A 22,323-nucleotide genomic window follows, 5' to 3' on the forward strand; every position below is an offset into this window, starting at 1 on the left:
TATTCGGACATCAGGCGGTGTAATCTCAGTCCTACGTGAAATGGCGCACATTCAAACGGGGCCGAAAGCCGGAAAATACATTTCAACGGCAATCGTGCCAGCCACCGAATGATGAAAGCGCCCATGAACAGCATCTTCAAAGTTTCCTACGCCCTGCAACGCCAACAACGCGCGGTCGAACGCACGCTCTACGCGAGCTCGGCCGAGGAAAGCATGCTGGCTTCGAAGTGGGTCGACGCGTGGCACCGGCTGGTCCAGGCGCGCCTGGACAAGATGGCTGAAACGAGCCGCTACATCGACAGCCGCGGTCGCTTCCTGCATTAATCCGCTGCATGGATCCGGTGCCCAGCGGGGCACCGGCCGGCATCGCCTGTAGCAATAACCGGAGCAATAACCGGAGCAACAACCGGAGCTGCAATCGGAGCAATAACCGGCGCTACAACCGGAACTGCAATCGGAGCGACAACCGGAACACCCATCGCGGCACCGATCCGCAACGCCGATCTCCGCGCTTCGGCCTGCCGGGATGCCGTCCCGGCCCCTGATCTTCTCCGCCCCCGGCGCCCTGCCGGACGCGATCGTTAACACATTTTCACGCTTCTCCCCGTATGCTAGTATGCCGGCGGGCAAGCCCGGCCGGGCTTGCCGCTGTGCAAACAGCGACAGACCGCTGCGGGCCTACCCGGCAACGCGCGGCGCCGGAGACAATCTCAACAAAATTGGAGAAGCAGTGAGCATTTTCAGAACCAAAAACCTTGACGACATGGTCGCGGCCAGTCGTAAGCCCGGCGGGTTGAAGAAAGTCCTGGGCCCCTTCGACCTCGTCCTGATGGGCATCGGCGCCATCGTCGGCACCGGCATCTTCGTGCTGACCGGTACCGGCGCCCTGACCGCGGGCCCTGCGCTCACGCTCTCCTTCGTCATCGCCGCCCTCGCCTGCGGCTTCGCCGCGCTGTGCTACGCGGAATTCGCTTCCACCGTGCCGGTCGCCGGCTCGATCTATACCTACAGCTATGCCACGCTGGGCGAACTGGTCGCCTGGATGATCGGCTGGGACCTGATGCTGGAATACGGCCTGGCCGCGTCGGCCGTCGCGGTCGGCTGGTCCGGCTACCTGCAGTCGCTGCTGGCCAGCTATGGCTTCGGCCTGCCCACCGCGCTGACCGCGGCGCCCGGCGCCGTGCCCGGCGCGGCCACGTATTTCAACCTGCCCGCCTTCGTCATCATGATCGTGCTTGCATTCATGCTGTCGCTGGGCATCCGCGAGTCGGCACGCATGAACAACGTGATGGTGGCCATCAAGGTCGGCGTCGTGCTGCTGTTCATCGCCGTCGGCGTGGGCCACGTGAAACCGGTCAACTGGCAGCCGTTCATGCCGTTCGGGCATACCGGCGTGCTGTCCGCCGCCGCGCTCGTATTCTTCGCATTCATCGGCTTCGATGCGGTCACGTCCGCCGCCGAGGAAGTCAAGCGCCCCGAGCGCGACCTGCCGATCGGCATCATCGGCTCGCTGGCCGTCTGCACGATCCTGTACGTCGTCGTGTCGGCGATCATGACCGGCATCGTGCCGTTCCAGCAGTTCGCCGGCGTCGACCACCCCGTCTCGCTGGCGCTGAAATACGCGGGCGAGAACTGGGTGGCCCGCTTCGTCGACCTGGGTGCGATCCTCGGCATGACCACCGTGATCCTCGTGATGTCGTACGGCCAGACGCGCATCATCTTCGCGATGTCGCGCGACGGCCTGCTGCCCAAGCGCCTGTCGTCGATCCACCCGAAGCACGGCACGCCCTGGCTGGCCACGTGGATCGTCGGCATCGTGTTCGGCCTGCTGGCCGCGCTGATACCGCTGAACGTGCTGGCCGAACTGATCAACATCGGCACGCTGGCCGCGTTCTCGCTGGTGTCCATCGCCGTGATCATCCTGCGCAAGCAGCGCCCCGACCTGCACCGCGCATTCCGCTGTCCCGGCGTGCCGGTGATTCCGCTGCTGGCCGTGGCTTTCTGCGTCACGCTGATGGCCTACCTGTCGTGGCACACCTGGCTGGCGTTCGGCATCTGGCTGGCGATCGGCCTGGTCATCTACTTCGGCTATTCGCGCCACCATTCGGTGCTGGGCAAGCAGGGTCGCTGACCGGAATGGCGTAAGGTAAAAAAAGGGGCGCCGCGGCGCCCCTTTCGCATTCCCTTGCAGTGCCCTAGAAGGCCACGCGCACGCCCACGTTGACGCGGCGCCCCACGTCTTCCAGCATCAGGAACTGGCTTTCGTTGCTGGCATACTCGCGCGCCTGCTGGTTCGACAGGTTGATCGCGTCGGCATAGATGGCGACCGTGTCCGTGATGTTGTAGCGCAGGCTGGCATCGGTCTGGCCGTACGCGGAGCGGTTGCGCGGCTGCGTGCTGCCGCCGCCGCAGTTGATCGAGAAGTGATTGCGCCAGTTGTAGCTGGCGCGGGCCTGGAAGCTGCCGTTCTCGTAGAACACCGAGCCATTGTACGACTGTTTCGACAGGCCCGGATAGCCGCACACCAGCGCCGCCGCATCGCCATCGCGCTCCGCCGACGCATCGACATAGGTGTAGTTGGCGGACACGCCGAAGCCGCGCAGCCAGGGGATGGCATCGTCGAACGCATACTGGCCGGCGATCTCGACGCCCTTGATCTTGCCCTTCTGCCCGTTGCGCACGCGGCTGTCGTGCACCACTTCGTCGTACTGGGGAATGCGCATGTCGACCAGCCGCGTTTCCAGGAAGTCGGACACCTTCTTGTAGAACACCGCCGCGCTGACGTAGTTCGTCTTCGACAGGTACCACTCGTACGACAGGTCGAGGTTCTTCGACTGCATCGGGTTCAGGTAGGGATTGCCGCCGCCGGTCTGCACGTCGCCGAAGCGGCCGCCGTACCAGTTGTCGACGCCCATCTGCGACAGCGTCGGGCGGGTTTCCGTCTTCGACGCGGCCAGCCGCAGCAGCATGTCCTTGGTCACGTCGAATTTGATATTGGCCGAAGGCAGGTAGCTGTTATAGCTGTTGTCCACGCTGGTGGCCACCCGCGGGCCCCAGTTCAGGATGTACGTCGTGTCGTTCGGGCTCTTGGTCGCCGACAGCAGTTCGCGGCTGAAGCCGGTCGAACGCGATTTCACGTGCACCACGCGCACCCCGGCGTTGGCCGACCAGCGCTCGCCTTCCCATTTGGTGTCGAGGAAGATGCTGGACACTTTTTCGCGCACGCCCCACTGCGACGCCGGCGCCGCATAGTTGATCGCCATCGGCCCGTTCGGATACCGCGACTTGTCGCCATACAGCGCCGGGTCGTTCGACTGTCCCAGCAGCGACGGCTGGTTCAGGTAAGCGATGTATTCGTTCGGGTCGAAGCGCAGGAACGCCGGCGGTACCTGGCCGCCGCTGCCGAAGAAGTCGTCCATCGGCGTCACGGTGAACAGCGACGCCGGCAGCGCCAGGTGGTAGCCGCTGAACGCATTCCAGGAATCGGCTTCGTATTCGTGGCGGCCCACCTCGCGCTGCGAGTACGACACGCCCGTGTCGATGCCCTTGAAAGGCCCGTTCTCGCGGTTCCACGACAGGTTCAGGCGCCCTTCATGCAGCTTGTCGGAGTTGCCGACCTGGCCGTTCGACACGGCGTGCGCCTTCACCGCGGTGGGATCGGCGATGTTGTCGCCGAAGGTCACGGTGGGCGCCGCGCCGAACGTCAGCACATCGCCGTTCCTCGGCACCATGCCGGCCACCACCCACTGGTCCGGCGATTCGGACGTGGTGCGCGACGTGGAAAGATCGCCTTCCAGTTTCCAGTCCGGCGCCAGCTGCCACTTCGAGTTCAGGCCGAAGGCCTTGGTTTCCGACAGCCGGTCGCCGCCCTTGACGATCATGTCGTTCGAATTGGCTTCGGTGAGCGGGCGCCCTTCGCCGACCAGCGCCGGATTGTTCGCATAGAAATTGGCACCCGGCCGCAGGAAAGACGTCACCTGGTCGTTCTCGTCGTACTGCACGCCCACCTGCACCGGGTTGTTCCAGTCGCTGAAGGCAATCACCTTGTTGCGCTGGTCGAGCCGCGAATACAGCGCATCGGCCGACAGTTTCCAGTCGCGCGAAGGGTTGTATTGCATGGTCAGATTGCCGACCAGCCGCTTGCGCGATTCGTCCTCGACCTGGAAGCCGAAGCTCTGCGGCATGTACAGCCGCCTGGTCGTCACGTCGGCCATCGTCAGGCCGCGCGAATTCAGGTCGCCGTTGATCATCGTCACGTCGCGGTAATGCCAGTCGTCGGTCACGGCCTTGTTCTGCTTCGACGCGCGGTCCGTGTACGACGCCGAAGCGGTCACGCCGAACGTACGGGCCTCGTTGGCGAAGGTGTACATGCCGGCCAGGTTGGGCGTGTGCTCCTTCGAATTGTCGTCATACGCATGCGAGACATTGATGACGGACGAATGCCCCGTCTTTCCCGACAGCGGCCGCGCCGTCTGGACATCCACGGTCGAGCCGATGCCGCCTTCGGGCAGGAACGGCTGCGAGGTTTTATACACCAGTACCTTGGAAATCAGGTCGGACGACAGCAGGTCGAACGAGAACTCCCGTCCGCCCGTATCGCTGGTCAACGTGCGGCCGTTGACCAGTACATTGTTGAACTCCGGCCCCAGCCCGCGCACCGAGATATAGCGGCCTTCGCCATTGTTACGCTGGATCTGCACGCCGGTCACGCGTTGCAGCGATTCGGCGATATTCGTGTCGGGGAACTTGCCGGCGTCCTCGGCCGATACTGCATCCACCACGCCATCCTGCATGCGCTTGGTATTCAAGGAAGAACTGAGCGAAGCGCGAATGCCGCTGACCACGACCGTGGCCGCATTTTCCGCCGGGGCTGTCGCGGCGGGATCCCCCGCCTGCTGCGCAAAGGCGGAGATGGGGATCAGTATTTCGGCGATCAGGGCCGCCAGGACGGTCTTGCGCATGCGATGTCGTTGCATTGTTATGGTCTCCATGTTGTTCGAACTCTGCGCCGGCCGTTCGGGCCGGTCGCGGCAATGCTGCCCACGGTCGCCGGCGGCGCATGTGGCAACGTTACCATTATCGATACTACATGGGCCGATTTGTCATTTAACTATGACTTTTTAGGCAATTGGTATGCCGTTTGGAGATAGCTGCGCGTTCGCTGTGAGATAGCGGCAAAATCGCTGTGAAACCCGCATGCAGGCGATGCTGCGGCCAGCCATGGGCGCAAAAATCACGGTATTCCAGCGGACGGGCGGATCCGCTGGGCGTTACAAAAAAACAACACCTTGCCCGGCTGCCGCGGGCTGCGCACCCCTGCAGGCGCTACGCGCCCCGGCGGTCGTCCCACTCCGGCCGGGGTACCGACAAGCGGCGGAACGTGCGTTCTTCCACGGGCAGATCCTTGCATTTGCGCCCGCCCGGCTGGGCCTTGCCGTCGTCGGACAGCACATGCAGCGTGCCGTGCGCATCGAAGAACAGCGCTTCCGGATGCAGGCCCGCGAGGCCCGGCACGTCGAGCTGCACGGGCTGATCGCCGGCGCGGCCGGACCAGCGGTACAGCGCATAGTCGTCGCCGCCGGCCGGCGGACCGGCGGCGATATACCAGGCGTCTTCATACCACTCGATGGCGCGAATGCCGTGGCCGGCCAGGTCCAGCAGGATCGGCGCACCCAGCGTGGCGCGGCCGCCGTCCAGCAGCGCCGCCGGATCGGCCAGCGGCACCAGCAGCGCCCAGCCATGGGGAATCGGATTGCGGAAGCCGATCAGCAGGCCGCCGCCCGGCGTGGCGGCAAGGCCTTCGATGCACAGCCCGCCCGGATCCTTCGGCGCCTTGCGCGCCGCCTTGTCCAGCTCGAAGTGAGCCAGCAGCGGATGCTCCGCCAGGTCTTCCAGCAAGCGCCGGTACGGCTTGCCGACGGGCTGCCCCTGCGGATCGGTGGCGAACAGCTGGCGCCGTGTCGCGCTGGACCGCCCTTTCCGGTCGCAGCCATGCGACGTGATCCACCAGATCCTGCCATCTAGTTCGGCCGCCCCTTCGATGTCGGCCTCGCCGCCGTCCGGCGTATCGAGCAGGTCCGTGAGGTCGCATTCGCGCACCGGCGGTCCTTCGTCGTAGCGATACACGTGCAGCACGTTCGATTCGTCGTCCGCCGCGATGAATTCCTTGTCGCCCAGCGGTACGGCGGCCGACGCATCGCAGATGCGGTAGTGGGTGAAATGGCTGTGGGCCCCGGTCGCTGTCATGCTTTTTCCTCCATTCGTGTTCTGTCGGATGCCGCCATGTCGTGGTCCGTACCAGCGACCATGGCCATCATGCACCGGTATGCAGGCAGGGATATCACACAAGCCCGATACCGCATGGCTTTCTTATTAACTGTGCCTAATATACAGTGCTTTATATTCCATTGGAGAATGCGGGCTGCAAGCCTGCTTCCCACCACGTCAGCATGCGGTCACGAAGTACCATGAATCCCATTGACGCATCGAATCGGATCAAAGAACGCCCCATCCTCTTTTCCGCGGCGATGGTACGCGCGCTGCTGGCCGGCACCAAGACGCAGACCCGGCGCGTGGTCAAGCCGCACCGCCGCGACGATGCCTTCGTGCTGCTCGATCACGGCGGCGGCTGGTGGCCGTACCGTAGCGAGGACGGCGAACGCCCGATCGTGGACAACATGGAATATGCGCTCGCCTGTCCTTACGGAAAGCGCGGTGACCGGCTGTGGGTGAAGGAAACCTGGGCGCAGCCGGCGGGCCTGGACCCGGAATTCACCGTGTATCGCGCGGACTACCCGGCGTGCGTACCGGCCGGCTTCAACAATCTGCCGGCCGCCGACGAGATCAAGTGGAAGTCTAGCCTGTTCATGCCGCGCGCGGCCTGCCGGATCCTGCTGGAGGTTGTCAGCGTGCGGGTGGAGCGGCTGAACGATTGCAGTGAAGCAGATGCGCGCGCCGAGGGTACGCCAGGGCACGGATCGATCCCAGGCCATGAGCACAGCGCGACGTCGCTTGAGCACTACCGGCACATCTGGGAAAGCATCAACGGCGCCGGCAGCTGGGACAGGAATCCGTGGGTATGGGTAGTGGAGTTCCGGCGAGCGCAATAACGCAGTCGGAAGAAAACCCGGCATTCCTGTTCGCCGCCGTCCTGGGCGGGAATGCAGGGCCACCGTTCCCGAGCGGCATGCCAAGCCAGCCGTGGGATCGAGGGCGAATCGGGCGGTGGCGATCACGCAGCGGCAAGGCCGGACCCTGGCTGTCGATCCAATCGAACGCGCCCCGGAACCGGAACGCGGCTCCGGCCGCAAATCAGGCGGCGCTGGCGTCCGGCTTGAAGTGCGTCGGGCTGATGCGAAACTTGCGGCGGCGGTCGCCCATCAGGTAGCGCAGGTCGCGGATCGACAGCTCGCTGACTTCGTGCATGCGGATCAGCAGCGACGCGCCGACCGGCAGCTTCTGGTGCCGGATCTTGCTGATCACGGGCGGCGCCACTTCCAGCGCGCGGGCCAGCGCCGCATCGTTCTTCAGGTGCATGATGTCGATCAGCGCATCGAGCAGGCGGTTCGGGTTGTAGTTCAGTGCTTCCTCGTCGGACATCACGTGTGCCAGCACTTCGGGTGAATCGGGTTTCATCGGGGGCTCCAGAACGGATCGCATCACCGGGCACGGCGCGCCTTCGTCGCGGTCGCGACAGGGTCAACGGATGCTCGGGGCGTCGGAATAGCTGCCATATTGCAGCATTTTTTTCTTCTGAGCAATGCCCTGGACAGATTTTTGCCGCGATGTGTCGCATCGCAGCCATGGTTGCCTTACGTGAACTAGCGCACGGTACGGCAGCGGCCGACGCCTTACGATAAACATGTCAGATCACATTACGTAACATGCCATTACCGAAGGAGAAACACGATGTACAAGGTCCGCCGCGCATATTCCCGCACCGACATTGAAACCGAACTGATCATCAATCGCGCGCTGCTGCTGCAGCAGTCCACCGGACTGAAGGACGCGCACATGTTCCTCACCCGCAAGCGCATCAAGCCCGCCGTGATCAAGCGCGTGCTGGCGATGCCGGGCGAACGGCGCGATTTCTAAGGACGCGTCCACCGCGTCCTGTCAGACGGCCGCAACTCAGACGGGGGCGGGCCGCGGCGACGCGGTCGGCCCGTCCGTGGCCGGGCGGCCATCGTCCCAGCGCAGCCGGTCGATGCACATGCGCCGCCCGGTGCGATCCGGCCCCCAGGCGTGGTACACGATCCACGTCTCGCCGCCTGCCGGCGACGCCACGAAGGAATTATGCCCGGGGCCGATCAGCTGGCCCTGCAGGGTACTCATCAACAGGGCCCGTCCGCCCTCCTCCGGCCGCCGGTACGGGCCCAGCGGATGGTCGGCCACGACCCAGCTGACGCCATAGTTGTCCTTTTCCCACGCCCCGCCGCTGTAGAAACAGTAGTAGCGACCATCGTGCTTCAGCACCGCGGCCCCCTCCACCGTGTGCCAGTCGTAGACCTTGCCGTACATCGTGCGCTGGTTCAGGAACAGGTGCCAGTCCTCGTGCGGCCGGTGCACCATGCGCGGCCTGCCTTCCAGTGTTTTCATGTCGGTCATCCGGTCCACCACGATGCCGGTGCCGACCCGGTGATCGTCCTCCAGCTCGAGGAAATCGACGCAGTAGAACAGGTACCACTGGCCGTCGTCATCCTTGAACGGGTGGGCGTCGATCGAGAACGGCTGGTCGGGGACCAGGACCACGCCGGCATCGACGAACGGCCCGGCCGGATCGGTGCTGGTGGCCACGCGCAGCTGGTGGTCCCGTCCGTCGATGCCCTGTGCCGAGTAATACATATAAAACGTGCCGTCATGCCACGCCACTTCCGGTGCCCAGAAATCGGTGCCGCCCGGCGGCACCAGCGCATGGCCGAGCGGTTCCCAGTGCACCAGGTCCGGCGAGCGCAGCACGGGAAACGCGCGCCCGTCGGCGTTGCCGGGCGCGGTGCCGTAGGCATAGTAAAAGCCGCCGTGCCGCAGCACGAACGGGTCCGCGAAGGTGGCCGGGTAAACCGGGTTCACATACTCTGCCATGCATTTCCTTTCTTTGTTCAGAGCTTGAAGCGCAGCCCCACGCCGTACGTGGTCGGCGTATAGCGGATGTCGCGCGGCCGCGACGGGTCGCCCACGTAGCTCTCGTACTTTTCCTTCGTCAGGTTGATCGCGTCGAACTGCACCGAGATGTTCGGCGTGATCTCGTACGACAGCGACAGGTCGACATACGTCGATGCCTTGACGAAGCGGTCCTGCAGGAAGCGCGGCTCGGCGATCTGCTCCACGTAGTCGCCGCGCCGCGTGGCGGCCAGCCGCCCCGTCAGGCCGTGGCCCTCGTAGAGCAGCGCGAGGTTGTGGCTCTTCTTGGCCACGTCGATCAGCCGGGTCTTGGTCAGCACGTCGGAATTGGGGTCGAGCCGCGTTTCGTTGTCGCCATCGATCCACGTGAAGTTGTACTGGGCCCCGAAGCCGCTCCAGAAGCCGGGCAGGAAGTCGAAGAACTTCTGCGTGCCGAATTCATAGCCCTTCAGCGTGCCCTTGCCGGAATTCTGCGGCCGCGTCACACGGTAGCGCTGGCCATCGATGATTTCATCCTGCGTGTAGTTCTGCAGGTAGCCGTCGATGTCGCGATGGAACAGCGCGATCTGCGCATAGCCGTTGTTGGGGAAGTAGTATTCGAGCGTGGCATCGAGGTTGGTCGACTTGGTCGGCGCCAGCTGCGGGTTGCCGGCGCTGCCGGTGCCCGGCGCGTTGACCGTCGGCGGAATCAGCGACAGCGCCGGATTCAGGCGCAGGAAGTCCGGCCGCGTCAGCGTCTTGCCGGCCGACAGGTGCGACTGCAGGTTGTCGCGCCAGCCGACCAGCGCCGAGATGCTGGGCAGGTAGTTGTTTTCCGACGCGGACAGGTCGACCGGCGTGATCACGTCGCCGATCCGGCTGGTGCCTTCCAGCTTGCGCTTGACGTGGATCGCGCGCACGCCGGCATCGCCGCTGATCTCCACGCCGCCCAGCGTTGCCTGGTAGCGGCCGCTGAGATAGACGGTCGACGTGCGCTCGCGCTGCTCGAACATGCGGCTCGGATCGTCCGGCACGCGCCCGGCCGGCATGCCGTAGGCGACGCGCACCCGGTCCGCTTCGTCGATCAGGAAGTCGCGCGACGGCACGTAGTACTGGCCGCCGAGCCGGTCGACGCCCGGCACCAGGCTCTGGAACGTTGGCCCGAACAGTTCCACCGGCGACGGCCGCACCGCCGAGCGCAGGTCGCTGGCCACCTCGCCCGAGTGATAGCCGGTCGAGCGGGACGACAGCCGCAGGCCCGCATTGATCGCGCGGATGAAGCCGCCGCCCAGCTTGTAGGTCGCATCGGTGCGCCACTGCGTCTGCTTGCCCAGCGATTCTTCCCAGTTTTGCACCATCCCGCGCAGCACGAACGCGTTCGGGTCGCGCAGCGGCGTGGCACTGGTCGGCGTGGTCACGGCGTTGTAGCCGCCATGGCCGTCCGCGCCATAGGTGTAGACGTTCACCGTGGCATTCGGGATCTGCTGGTCGACGATCACCGTGTCGTTGATGAATTTCGAGTGCGTGTACGCGAGCGACGACGTCACGTCCCACGGGCCGTCGCGGAAGCGCAGGCTCATGTTCAGGTTGTGCGTATTGGTCCGCTCCTTGACACCCCAGGCGCTGGTGGCGACGTACGGATCCCACTCGTAGGCGCCGGGGCCGAACTGCGCGGCCGGCGCGTTGGCCGACAGGATCGGGCAGATCTGGCCTTCCGGGGTATCGCAGCCCCGGTCGCCCAGCACCACGCCGTTCAGGCGCGGCGCCCAGCCGACAATGGCCAGGATGTAGTCGACCTCGTTGCGGGCACGGTAGCCCATGCCCAGGTACTGCGTGGTGAATTCCAGCTTCGGATTGATCTTCCACTGGAACGCGCCGTGCGCCGAAAACCGCTCGCGGTCGCCGGCGTTGTAGATGCCGCCGACATGCGGCAGGTTGCCGAGCCGGTCGCCGGGGTTGAGCGGCGCCACCGGCTGGTCGTCGTTCAGCCGCACCGCCGTGCCATCGGGGCTGACAGAGAAGATCCGGTCCGGCCGGTCCACCCACTGCACCGGGTAGCCCCAGTGTTCCTTGTTGTAGGCGAGATCCAGCAGCACGCCCATTTCGCCCACGCCGGTTTTCCAGCGATTACTGTGCAACACGCCGAGACCGGGGCTGTAGCGTGACCTGGCCGCGTCGCTGCCGTTGATCTCCTGCCGCCGCGCCTCCAGATAGCCGGTGGTCACCTGGCCCGGGGCATCGAACGGCGCGCGCAGCCGGATGTTGACGGCGCCGGCAATGCCGCCCTCGGGCTGGTTCGGCGTGGCCGACTTGTACACGTCCAGGCCCGCGATCGACTGCACCGGCAGGTCCTGGTACGACAGCCGGCGGCCGCGGCCCGTGAAGATGTCGTTGCCGTCGAGCGTGGTGACCACGTCCGGCAGGCCGCGGATCGTCACCGTCGACGTTTCGCCCCGGTCGCGCCCCACCTGCACGCCGGCAATCCGCTGCAGCGCGTCGCCGGCCGCGCGGTCGGGGAACTTGCCGATGTCTTCGGCATTGATCGAATCGACAACCTGCGTCGCATCGCGCTTGATCTGCTCCGCCGAACGAATGCTGCGGCGGATGCCCGTCACCTCGACGGTGGCGATCGGGCCGCCCTGCACGGTGGCCGTGTCGGTGGCGCTACCGGCGCCGGTCGCCTGGGCCGGGGCGGACTGGCCGGACGTCTCCGGGGCCGGCTGGCCGGCAGTCGCCGGCGCGGCCTGGCCCGCGGCCGGGTCGGCCTGCTGTGCCACGGGCTGGTCTGCCGGCGGCGTCGTGGTTGCAGGGGCTTGCTGGGCGCCGGCCGTGCCGGCAGCCATCGCGCACACGGCGGCGGCAACGGCGCGGCGCATGCACGTTGGACTCATGACTGGACTCATGTTGTCTCCGAATGTTGGTTGTGCCAGGCTCGCGACGCTCCGCCTGGGGAAGCTTTCCGATCATAGACACAAGCTTTATTCAATGCCAACGCGCTAGGCCGATTCGGTTGCGCCGATGCGACGCCCCGTGCGCCTTACCCTTTCAGCCCCGTCGCCGCCAGCAACCCTTGCGTGACACGGCGCTGGAACGCGATGTACGCCAGCGCCACCGGGAACGCGCCGAGCAGCGCGGCCGCCATCAGCTGCGCGTAGCGCACGCCGAACGCATCGTAGGTCTGCGTCAGCCCGAGGGGGATCGTCATCATGTCGTTCGACGTGACAATGATGAAAGGCCACAGGAAATTGTTCCAGGCCGCGATGAACGTGACGATCGCCATCGCCCACACGATATTGCCCGACATCGGCAGGTACACGCTCCACAGCACGCGCAGCGGCGACGCGCCGTCGAGCAGCGCGGCATCGCGAAAGTCGTGCGGCACCGCGTCGAAAAACTGGCGGAACACGTAGATCACCACCGGCGACACCACCTGCGGCAGCACGATGCCGGCATAGGTATTGATCAGGCCAAGCCCGTTCATCGTGCGGAACAGCGGTACCAGCAGCGCCTCGAACGGCAGCAGCAGCGCCAGCATCGACACCAGGAACAGCAGGTTGCGGCCACGGAAGCGCAGCTGCGAGAAGGCGAAGGCCGCCATCAGGCTGATCGCCATCGTCACCACGGTCACGGCAAGCGCCACCAGCGCGCTGTTGAACAGCCAGCGCGGCACGTTGCCGGCGCCGAGCGTCTTGGTAAACGCTTCCACGGTCCAGCGCTGCGGCAGCAGGTGCAGCGTGGGCAGGATGGTTTCGTACTCCGGCCGCAGCGCCGTCGACAGCGCCCACAGCAGCGGCGCCACCCACAGCATGGCCAGGCCCAGCGCGGATGCCACGGCGATCGCGGTCCAGTGCAGCGGCGTGTTCTTCATGGGGCCTCCGTCATTTCTTCTTCCTCAGCACCAGCGCCTGCAGCAGCCCCAGCGCGACGACGATGAACATGAAAGCCATCGCCACCGCCGCCGCGTAGCCGGCATCGCTTTGCGTAAACGCCGTTTCGTACATGTAGTGCAGCGTGACGCGGGTGGTGTTGAACGGCCCCCCGGTGGTCATGATGTAGGTCTGGCCGAACACTTTCAGCGACGCGATCAGCTGCAGCACCAGCGCCGTGACCGTGACCGGCTTCAGGGCCGGCCACGTGATGTGGCGGAACACGGCGAAGCCGCGCGCGCCGTCCAGCGCGGCCGCCTCGTACTGTTCGCGCGGGATGTTGCGCAGGCCGGCGATGAACATCAGCATGTTGAAACCCACCGTCCACCAGATCGTGGCGATGGCCACCACCGGCATGGCCCAGCGCACGTCCGAAAACCACGAGCGCTGCACGCCGAGCAGGTGGTTGACGATGCCGGACGACGGCTGCAGCATCCAGTCGGCAATCAGCGTCATCACCGAGATCGGCAGCACGTACGGCAAGAAGAAGGCGCCCTGCAGCCAGGAGCCGGCGGCGCCGTGCCGCGCCGTGAAATGGTCGACCAGCAGCGCCATCACGAGGCCCAGCGCGGTCAGCGGAATGACCGTCAGCAGCGAAAAATAAAAGGTGTTGCCGAGCGACGACCAGAACGACGGATCTTCCACCAGCGTGGCGTAGTTGGCCAGGCCGACGAAGGCGCTGGTGCGCGTCAGGCTGCTCTCGGTCAGCGACAGGTACAGCGTCTGCAGCGCCGGCAGCAGGAAGAACAGGACGAATGCCGCCATGAAGGGCAACAGCAGCAGCGTGGCGGACAGCGTTTCGGACCGGCTGCCGGTTCCGCGCGTTCTTCCCTTCATCGATCGGCTCCCCTCATCGCATCGCTCCCCTCATCGCATCGCTCCGCTCATGGCAACGTTCCTCAATAGCGCGGCGGGCGCTTCTTCAGCAGCCGCTGCGCCTCGCTCTCGAAACGGCGCAGCGCATCGGCCGGCGTCAGCTGGCCGGCCAGCGGCGCCGGCAGGAATTTCGACGCGATCGCTTCCAGCGGCCCGGCCGCGCCCATGTACCAGCCCGGCGGGTCGTAGACGACGTTGTCCGCGGCGGCCGCATACTCGGCGTTCGGCATCAGCGCGCGCGCCGCCGCCGATTCGGCCACCGGCCGGTAGGCCGGGATGTGGCCGCCCTCGGCCCAGCCGAACGAATGGGTGCTGACGTAGGCGATGAATTGCATGACGGCGCGCGTCTTGGCGGGCGCCATCGGCCGGCCCTCGTTGGCGGGGATGGCGAAACCGTGCGAATCGGCCCACGTGCTGGCGTTGCCATACAGTTGCGGCAGGGGCGCGATGCCGTAGCGGAACCGGACCGTGCCGGCTTGCGTGCCGCGCACCAGTTCCGGCACTTCCCACACGCCGTTGATCATGAAACCGGCATTGCCGGCCATGAACTGGCTGGTCGATGCGGGGTAATCCTGGCCCGGGGTCGCGTAGCCGGCCTGGAACCAGTGGGCGATGGCGGCCAGCGTGCTCTCGCCGGCCGGACCGTACGCGAAGCGGCCGTCGGCCACCACCGGCAGGCCCTGCTGGGCCAGCAGCGACAGCCACAGCCGCCAGATCGCATAGGTGCTTTGCGCCGCCTCCATCGCCAGCCCCGCCTTGCCGGTCGTCTGCTTCACGGCGCGAAACGCATCCGTCAGCGCGGGCATGCCGACGATGGGTTTCAGATTGCCGCCGGCATCGAGCAGGCCGGCCTGGCCGGCCAGGTCCTTGTTGTAGTACAGGACCAGCGGATGCATGTCGAGCGGCACGGCATAGGCATGGCCGCCGTATTGCGAGCGGGCCCACTGGCGCGGCAGGAAATCGGCGCCGCGCAGGCCCGCGGAGGCAAGCTCGGCGTCGGTGACCGGCCGCAGCACGCCACCGCCGGCCAGGTTCGGCAGCCGCGACAGGTGGATCGTCGCCAGGTCCGGCCCGGCGCCCGCGACGGTCGCCGTGATCAGCTTCGTGTAGAACGGCTCGCCCCACTTCAGCGTGGTGCTTTCCACCCGCACCGCGCTTTGCGACGCGTTGAATCCGTCGATCAGCGCGCGCATGCGGGCGCCGTCGCCACCGGACAGCAGCGTCCACATCTGTACTACCTGCACGTCGGCGCGTGCCGCGGGGCTGCACAGCAGCAGTGCCAGCGCCGCGACGGCCCATCGGCCAGCTCGCATGTCGTGTCTCCGCCTGGTCGTTCCAGGTTGTTTGTTGTCGTTACCGGGTGCCGGTACCCGTCAGGCCGCCTCGCTGGGCAGCCGCAGGCCCGGCTCCGGCGCGGCCATGCCCGGCTGGTCTTCCGGACCGGCGGACGCGTGGGTGGTCTCCGGCGTCGCCGGGATCGCCGCGGCCTGCCCCCCCATCGGCGCCGGTTCGGGTACGCGCTTGCCGCGCCACAGTTCGCTGTGGCCCAGCGGGTCCGTGTACCAGTCGTGCAGCCGCGCGTCCGGCCCGCGCGTGGCTTCGGCCAGCGCGGCGATCGGCGCCTTCGGCACGCGCTGCTCGGTCAGCAGGCCGTTCTTTTCATGGAACGTGTCCGTCAGCTGGGTATAGCAGAAGCCGGACAGCGGGCGGCAGCGGTGGATGGCGTCCATCAGCCGGCGGTAGCGCTCCAGCAGTTCCTCGCCGTCGCGCGCCACCGAATAGCCCCACCCTTTCGGGTCGGCGTCGTCCATGCAGGCGATGCCGCCGAACTCCGACAGGAACAGCGGCTTGCCGGTGCCCACGAAGCCGTCGATCACCAGCCGCCGGCGCGCCGGGCGCACATGCTCGAACGTGTATTGCAGTCCTTCGCGGGTGCCGTAGCGGGCCACCAGCTCTTCCGGGTCGGCATGGTAGTCGTGGATGTTGACGAAGTCCCCGCACGGCATTTCCCAGCCGTCGTTGCCGACCACCGGGCGCGTGCCGTCCAGCGCCTTCGTCATGTGGTACATCGCGCGCACGAAGTCGACCTGGCGCCGGTCGTGCATCAGCTCCGGCACGCCCCACGATTCGTTGGTCGGCACCCACGCCACGATGCTCGGATGGGAGATGTCGCGCTCGACCAGTTCCTTCCACTCTTCCATCACGCCGTGCACGGTTTCGCTGGAAAACCCGTAGGCGGACGGCATTTCCGCCCACACGCACAGGCCCATCACGTCGCACCAGTACAGCCAGCGCGGGTCCTCGGACTTCTGGTGCTTGCGCACGCCGTTGAAGCCGAGCCGCTTGATCAGCACCACGTCCTGGCGCAGCTGTTCGGCCGACGCCACCATCAGGCTTTCCGGCCAGTACCCCTGGTCCAGCACCATGCGCAGGTAGTACGGCCGGCTGTTGAGCAGGAAGCGGTCGCCGTCCACCGAGACGGTGCGCAGCGCCGTGTAGCTGACGACATGGTCGAGCACCAGGCCGTCGGCCGCGTGCAGCGTGATCTCGGCATCGATGAGCTGCGGGCTTTCCGGACTCCACATCCAGTGTGCCCGGGCATCGTCGATGCCGGGGTCGGGCAGCTGGAACAGCCGCGACAGGCGGCCTTCGAGCAGCATGCAGCGGTCCGACACCAGCACCTTGTCGCCCAGGCGAAGCACCACGTTGACGGTGCTGCCCGGCGCGTGGTGGGCCACGTCCGCGTCGAGGCGGATCTGCCACGTGAACACGTCCGCCGTCCAGCGCAGCTTCGCTACGTGCGAACGCGCCACTTTCTCCAGCCACACGGTGCGCCAGATGCCGGTGGTGCGCGGGTACCAGATCGAATGGGGCTCCAGCTCCCAGTCCATCTTGCCGCGCACCTTGTGCATGTCGTGCGGATCGTCCTCGGCCTGCACCACGATCTCCATCGAGCGGCCGTCCAGGTAGCGCGAGACGTCGATCGAGAACGGCCCGTGCCCGCCCTTGTGCTGCATGGCGAAGTGGCCGTTGATCCACACCCGCGCGCGGTGGTTGACGGCGCCGAAGTGAAGCTTGAGCCGTTCGTCCGGCGACGGCAGCAAGTCGTCGTCCAGCCCCACCACCCGCCGGTACCAGACGCGCCGGCGGAAGCCGCGGTCGTGCACGCCGCTGGCCGCCGCCTCGGGCGGAAACGGCACGATGATCGTGCGGTCGAACGGCACGTCGGCCGGTTCGTAATGCACGGCACCGTCGTCCAGCATCGCCTGCCACGGTCCATCCAGGTTCAGCCATTGTGCGCGCCGCAACTGCGGCCGGGGGTGGTCCACGATCTCGTTCTCCTTCAGCGGGGCTCTCATCACGTTTGTCCTTATGATAAGTGGTTTATGTCCTGCACAGCGTCACGGTTGAGCTGCCGTGCCGTGCACCTGCGCCGCGCTGCCGGCTGAGTGGGGCGGATACAACGCGCTGACACGCACGGGGCCGAATGTCACGGCGAGCGCGCCGGTGCCCATCGCCACCAGGCCGAGGCGAACCGCCGGACCCAGCCGGTGCGTCCACGTGCCGCCGCCGACCCAGTCGCGGCCGTCGCGGCTGGACCATGCCGTCCACCGTTCGCGGGCATCCTGGCCCGTTCCTTCGCGCTGCACGTCCAGCCGCAGCCAGGTCCAGCCGCCCTGCGCCGCCGGCGTGCCGGCCACCGTGTTGCCGTAGCGGGGGTGATGTACCGGCACCGGCTTCTGCTCCTTGCCGAATTCCACCTGGTGCAGGCCGGCGTTCGCCAGCACCGACAGTTTCACGTAATTGTCGTCATCCCGCATCGCCACGATGCCGGCCTGTACGTGCGGGGCGCAGCAGTCGTCCGGCGCATCGATCCGCACCCTGGCCTCGATGCGCAGGTCGCCGGGCGGCAGCGGCCGCGCCAGTAGCGGCGCGGTGTTGGTGTCCACGTACAGGTCCCCCGGCTGCGTATGCCACGCCAGGCCTTCGCCGGTGATGCGCCAGGCGCCGGGGCTGCGCAGCCAGCGCCATGGCGCCGCCGGCGGCTTCGTGAAATCCTCGTCCCACAGCAGGCGCATGTCGGCGCCGGTGCCGGCAAACGCCGGTGCCGGACGCCCACCGGCGGCGGATGTGGCCGGCGCCGGCAGTTCCCGGTCCGACGGGCCGCGCCCTTCGGCGACGACCGGCCAGCCGCCGGCCCAGTCGATCCGGTCCAGCAGCGCCGGCCGGCGTGTCAGGCCCGGCGCGAACAGCGGATCGTTCACGTCGACCGCGTGGTAGATCGTCCACCACTGACCGGCCGCATCCTGCAGCACCGCGTTGTGGCCGGCGCCGACCCAGCGGTTGCCGCTTTGCGGCAGCACCGGCGTGCCGCCGGCACGCGCCGCCGCCATGTCGTTGCCCTGTTTGTCGAGGAAGGGGCCGAGCGGACTGGCAGCGCGGCCCACGTGCAGCGCATACCCGGTCAGCGGCCCGGCGCAGCAGTCGGTGGCGGACGCGAACAGGTAATACCAGCCATCGTGCCGCACCACTTCCGCGCCTTCATAGCGGCCGGACGTGCCGACGCGGCGGGCTTCGCCCTCCACCGACAGGCCGTCGTTCGACAAGCGCTGGACGAACAGGCCGCCGCCATAGCTGCCGTAGTACAGCCAGCGCGTGCCGGCGTCGTCGATCACCACGTCCGGGTCGAACGTCCAGTCGAACTTGCAGCCGGGCGTCGCGCGGCGCGGCCCCACCACCGGCCTGCCGCTGGCCTGCCATGGCCCGGTGGGCGATGCGCTGCTGGCCACGCCGATCGAACTGTCGGCGTCGCAGCCCGGCTCGGGACTGTGCGCGTCGTCGGTATCGGTGATCGTGTAGTACAGCCAGTAGCGGCCGTCGTGGTACTGCGGCTCGGGCGCCCACAGCCACGACCTCGGCGAAGCCGGTGCCGGCCGCTGCCCGGTAAAGGAGTCGGTCACCCATTCCCACTGCACCAGGTCGGTCGAACGATAGATGGGCAGGAACCGGAAGCGGTAGCCGTCTCCCTCTTTCTCGCTGCGGCTGACCGGGTCGGTCGTGCAGTACAGGTACCAGGTGGGTTGCGGCGCGCGGGGATCGCGCAGCACCGCGGGGTCGGCGCAGTTCTGCGCCAGCTCGCCGCTGGCCAGCCTGACCGGCAGCGGATTGTGATAGGTGGAAGCTGGTTGCGCTTGCGCAGCGGCTGCGGCGTGGAGAGCCGCTGCCAGGAGAAACAGGCATGACCGCACTGGCTGCTCCTTTTTTCCAAAACGCGGAAGGTAGCATGGCTGGCCAGGGGGTGGTGCACGGATGGCGCACCGGCCATCGCGATGGGTGCCACCGCCATGGCGGCCCGGTGGCCGATCCGCCATTCCAGGCGAAGCCGGCTCTCGCAGCGCATTTTCGGTTAGTTGCAAATTTTTAACGACATGACTGCGCTGCCGGCGCCTTCCGGGAACGGGTGCCATGGACAGCGCACGCCGACGAATTGTTGCTTCTGGCCAATTAACAACGCCCAAAAGCACCAAGGTCAGTTACACTAGGCATGCAACTACACCTCTCAACCCGTCGCCATCCCCTGTCATGTCACTTCATCAACTCGTATACCTGAGTCAATCCACCCGCAAACTCGACAAGGAAGAACTGGCCGCCATCTGGGCGCAGGCCAAGGCCAATAACGCCAGGATCGATGTCACCGGAAGCCTGTTCTACAACGGCGGCTGGTTCATGCAGGTACTCGAAGGCCCTGCCCCGACGCTGGCTTCGCTGTATGCCACGATCAGCAAGGATCCGCGCCACCACGACTTGCGCCTCCTTTACAACGAGCCGGCGGACTTCCGCACTTTCGTGCGCTGGACCATGAACATGACCAACCTCGAAGAGCGGCAGGCCGACAAGTACCAGGAACTCATCGACATCGTCGAGGCGGCCAAGACGGGCCGCAAGATCTTCGGCGTGTCGGCAGCGGTGACGTTGCTGAACACTTTCAAAAGCTGACGCCATGACGACGCCGGGCACCACGTTCGCCTGGCGGCGTGGACGACCGGTTCGCGAGGCTGCCGGCACGGCAACTGCGTGCCCATGCAAAAAGGGCCGCCGGCATGCCGGCGGCCCTTTCACTTACCCGGCGAAGCCGGTCAGCGCACCGCGCCGGAGACAGCCACCGCCGTCATGTTGACGATACGGCGCACCGTGGCGCCCGGGCCCAGTACATGCACCGGCTTGGCGGCACCCAGCAGCACGGGGCCGACGGTGACGCCCTTCCCGCCCGTCACCTTCAGCAGGTTGAAGGCGATGTTGGCGGCGTCCAGCGACGGCATCACCAGCACATTGGCTTCGCCTGTAAACCCTGGCACCACGCCGCCCGCCAGCGCGACGTCGCCCTGCACTTCGCCGATCACCGGCAGCTCCGGCGCCGAATGGGCCAACAATGCGCGCGCATCGCGCATCTTGCGGGCCGACGGACGCTCGGACGAACCGGCCGTGGAGTGCGACAGCAGCGCGACCTTCGGCTCCAGGCCGAAATGGCGCACCTGCTCGGCGGCCAGCCGCGCGATCGCCGCCAGTTCCGCCGCGGTCGGATCGTCGTTGACGTGCGTGTCGGTGACGAACAGCGTGTGCTTTTCCAGCACCAGCGCATTCATCGTCGCCATCACCTCTGCGCCCGGCGCCAGGCCGATCGTCGCGCGCACCTGCTCCAGGTGGGTGTCGATGCTTCCGCGCAGGCCGCAGATCACGGCATCGGCCTCGCCCGAGTTCAGCAGCGCCAGCGCATGGTCGGTCGCGTCCGCGCTGCCGGGATCGGCCAGCGTGAAGTCGGTGTCGCGCTTCAGGCGCAGGCCGGCGGTGGCGATGGCTTTTTCCACCTTGTCGGCAGTGCCCACCAGCACCGGCTTGGCCAGGCCTTCGTCGACGATGGTCTGCACGGCGCGCAGCACGCGCTCTTCGTCGCCCTCGGCATACACGACACGCTTCTGCGCGGCCTTGGCGGCCGTGAACAGGGGCTTCATCACGAGGCCGGTGTGGTACACCTGCTGTTCCAGCTGGGCGCGGTAGGCGGCCAGGTCGGCGATCGGCGTGGTGGCCACGCCCGATTCGGCCGCCGCCTTCGCCACGGCCGGCGCGATCGCGGCGATCAGGCGCTGGTCGAACGGTTTCGGGATGATGTAGTCGGGGCCGAACGCCAGCGTCTGGCCGGCATACGCCGCGGCCACCGTCTCCGACACTTCCGCCTCGGCCAGCTCGGCGATCGCCACCACGCAGGCCTGCTTCATTTCCTCGGTGATCCGGGTGGCGCCGCAATCGAGCGCGCCGCGGAAGATGTACGGGAAGCACAGCACGTTGTTGACCTGGTTCGGGTAGTCCGAACGGCCGGTGGCGATGATGCAGTCAGGCCGCGCGGCCAGCGCCACTTCGGGGCGGATCTCCGGTTCCGGGTTCGCCAGCGCCAGGATGACGGGGCGCTCGGCCATCGTCTTGACCATCTCGCCCGTCAGCACGCCGGCGGTCGAGCAGCCCAGGAACACGTCCGCGCCGTTCACGATATCGGCCAGCGTGCGCGCGTCGGTGTCCTGCGCGTAGCGCGCCTTGTTCGCTTCCATGTTGGCTTCGCGGCCCTGCCAGATCACGCCGCGCGAGTCGGTCACGTAGACGTTCTCGCGGCGCACGCCCAGGCCCACCATCATGTCCAGGCAGGCGATCGCCGCGGCGCCGGCGCCGGAGGCCACCAGCTTGATGTCGCCGATGCGCTTGTTGGCGACCTTGAGCGCGTTCAGCAGCGCGGCGCTGGAAATGATCGCCGTGCCGTGCTGGTCGTCGTGGAAGACGGGAATGTTCATCCGCTCGCGCAGCTTCTTCTCGATGTAGAAGCACTCCGGCGCCTTGATGTCTTCCAGGTTGATGCCGCCCACCGTGGGTTCCAGCATCGCGATGGCGTCCACCAGCTTGTCCGGATCGTTCTCGGCCAGCTCGATGTCGAACACGTCGACACCGGCGAACTGCTTGAACAGGCAGCCCTTGCCTTCCATGACCGGCTTCGATGCCAGCGGGCCGATATTGCCCAGGCCGAGCACCGCGGTACCGTTCGTAATCACGGCCACCAGGTTGGCGCGCGACGTGTATTCGGCGGCGGCAGCGGGGTTGGCGGCGATTTCCTCGCAGGCGTACGCCACGCCCGGCGAGTAGGCCAGCGACAGGTCGCGCTGGTTCGACAACGGTTTGGTCGGCACCACTTCGATCTTGCCCCGGGTGGGGAAGCGGTGGTATTCCAGCGCGTCGGCGCGCAGTTGCTGTTCGCGGCGCGCGTCCTTGCCGTCGTCGTGATTGTCGTGATTGACTTCGTTGGTCATGCTTTCTCCTTCAGCCGCCCGGGCCGCCGCGATTCGGCGGCGCCCGGGCGCAATGTAAATAATTCGGGTTACGG

16 protein-coding genes are annotated in these 22,323 nt (G+C 66.8%); 5 read left to right on the forward strand and 11 right to left on the reverse strand.

Going from position 1 to position 22,323, the window contains the following annotated elements; translation table 11 throughout:
* Positions 1–123: 123 nt before the first annotated feature.
* Both FHS02_RS04905 and bcaP read left to right on the forward strand, forming a co-directional pair.
* Complete coding sequence (locus tag FHS02_RS04905) at positions 124–324, forward strand: hypothetical protein (RefSeq protein WP_229422550.1); 201 nt, start codon at positions 124–126, stop codon at positions 322–324.
* A 406-nt stretch (positions 325–730) separates the two neighbouring features.
* Positions 731–2,131: a branched-chain amino acid transporter BcaP gene (bcaP, locus tag FHS02_RS04910; protein ID WP_137313063.1), complete on the forward strand. Its 1,401-nt coding sequence runs from the start codon at positions 731–733 to the stop codon at positions 2,129–2,131.
* Between the two features lie 64 nt (positions 2,132–2,195).
* Here bcaP and FHS02_RS04915 read toward each other — a convergent pair whose 3' ends face one another.
* Both FHS02_RS04915 and FHS02_RS04920 read right to left on the reverse strand, forming a co-directional pair.
* Positions 2,196–4,961: a TonB-dependent receptor gene (locus tag FHS02_RS04915; protein WP_229422551.1), complete on the reverse strand. Its 2,766-nt coding sequence runs from the start codon at positions 4,959–4,961 to the stop codon at positions 2,196–2,198.
* Positions 4,962–5,325: 364 nt separating this feature from the next.
* Entirely contained in the window at positions 5,326–6,246 is a 921-nt protein-coding gene (locus FHS02_RS04920) for a DUF3616 domain-containing protein (RefSeq protein WP_137313065.1), read from the reverse strand.
* Between the two features lie 248 nt (positions 6,247–6,494).
* Here FHS02_RS04920 and FHS02_RS04925 point away from each other — a divergent pair, with 248 nt between their 5' ends.
* Positions 6,495–7,109, forward strand: coding sequence for an ASCH domain-containing protein (locus FHS02_RS04925; RefSeq protein WP_137317309.1), 615 nt, complete (start codon positions 6,495–6,497; stop codon positions 7,107–7,109).
* 202 nt (positions 7,110–7,311) lie between these two features.
* Here the strand turns inward: FHS02_RS04925 and FHS02_RS04930 are convergent, their stop codons facing one another.
* Positions 7,312–7,635 carry a hypothetical protein gene (locus tag FHS02_RS04930; protein WP_229422552.1) on the reverse strand — a complete coding sequence of 108 codons (324 nt, stop codon included), beginning with the start codon at positions 7,633–7,635 and terminating at the stop codon, positions 7,312–7,314.
* 273 nt (positions 7,636–7,908) lie between these two features.
* Between FHS02_RS04930 and FHS02_RS04935 the strand changes: the two genes are divergently transcribed.
* Complete coding sequence (locus FHS02_RS04935) at positions 7,909–8,094, forward strand: hypothetical protein (protein ID WP_137313066.1); 186 nt, start codon at positions 7,909–7,911, stop codon at positions 8,092–8,094.
* Between the two features lie 36 nt (positions 8,095–8,130).
* On the opposite strand, the gene FHS02_RS04940 is transcribed toward FHS02_RS04935, so the two are convergent.
* From FHS02_RS04940 to FHS02_RS04970, 7 genes are all read right to left on the reverse strand, one after another.
* On the reverse strand, positions 8,131–9,081 hold the full coding sequence (locus FHS02_RS04940) for a glycoside hydrolase family 43 protein (protein ID WP_137313067.1): 951 nt from the start codon (positions 9,079–9,081) through the stop codon (positions 8,131–8,133).
* A gap of 17 nt (positions 9,082–9,098) precedes the next feature.
* The gene (locus tag FHS02_RS04945; protein ID WP_137313068.1) at positions 9,099–11,990 is read right to left on the reverse strand and encodes a TonB-dependent receptor; all 2,892 of its coding nucleotides are present in this window, start codon (positions 11,988–11,990) and stop codon (positions 9,099–9,101) included.
* A 146-nt stretch (positions 11,991–12,136) separates the two neighbouring features.
* Complete coding sequence (locus FHS02_RS04950) at positions 12,137–12,967, reverse strand: carbohydrate ABC transporter permease (protein WP_137313069.1); 831 nt, start codon at positions 12,965–12,967, stop codon at positions 12,137–12,139.
* Positions 12,968–12,977: 10 nt separating this feature from the next.
* Positions 12,978–13,862, reverse strand: a complete 885-nt coding sequence (locus FHS02_RS04955) for a carbohydrate ABC transporter permease (protein WP_137313070.1) — start codon at positions 13,860–13,862, stop codon at positions 12,978–12,980.
* Between the two features lie 62 nt (positions 13,863–13,924).
* Positions 13,925–15,214: an extracellular solute-binding protein gene (locus FHS02_RS04960; protein ID WP_137313071.1), complete on the reverse strand. Its 1,290-nt coding sequence runs from the start codon at positions 15,212–15,214 to the stop codon at positions 13,925–13,927.
* Between the two features lie 60 nt (positions 15,215–15,274).
* Positions 15,275–17,260, reverse strand: a complete 1,986-nt coding sequence (locus tag FHS02_RS04965; RefSeq protein WP_137313072.1) for a glycoside hydrolase family 2 TIM barrel-domain containing protein — start codon at positions 17,258–17,260, stop codon at positions 15,275–15,277.
* A gap of 42 nt (positions 17,261–17,302) precedes the next feature.
* Positions 17,303–19,150: a glycoside hydrolase family 43 protein gene (locus tag FHS02_RS04970; RefSeq protein WP_175424736.1), complete on the reverse strand. Its 1,848-nt coding sequence runs from the start codon at positions 19,148–19,150 to the stop codon at positions 17,303–17,305.
* Between the two features lie 334 nt (positions 19,151–19,484).
* Between FHS02_RS04970 and FHS02_RS04975 the strand changes: the two genes are divergently transcribed.
* On the forward strand, positions 19,485–19,898 hold the full coding sequence (locus tag FHS02_RS04975; protein WP_137313074.1) for a BLUF domain-containing protein: 414 nt from the start codon (positions 19,485–19,487) through the stop codon (positions 19,896–19,898).
* Positions 19,899–20,038: 140 nt separating this feature from the next.
* On the opposite strand, the gene FHS02_RS04980 is transcribed toward FHS02_RS04975, so the two are convergent.
* Positions 20,039–22,249, reverse strand: coding sequence for an NADP-dependent malic enzyme (locus FHS02_RS04980; RefSeq protein ID WP_137313075.1), 2,211 nt, complete (start codon positions 22,247–22,249; stop codon positions 20,039–20,041).
* Between the last annotated feature and the right edge of the window lie 74 nt (positions 22,250–22,323).

The sequence above is a fragment of the Pseudoduganella umbonata genome, from assembly GCF_014192225.1.
Taxonomy (GTDB): domain Bacteria; phylum Pseudomonadota; class Gammaproteobacteria; order Burkholderiales; family Burkholderiaceae_D; genus Rugamonas; species Rugamonas umbonata.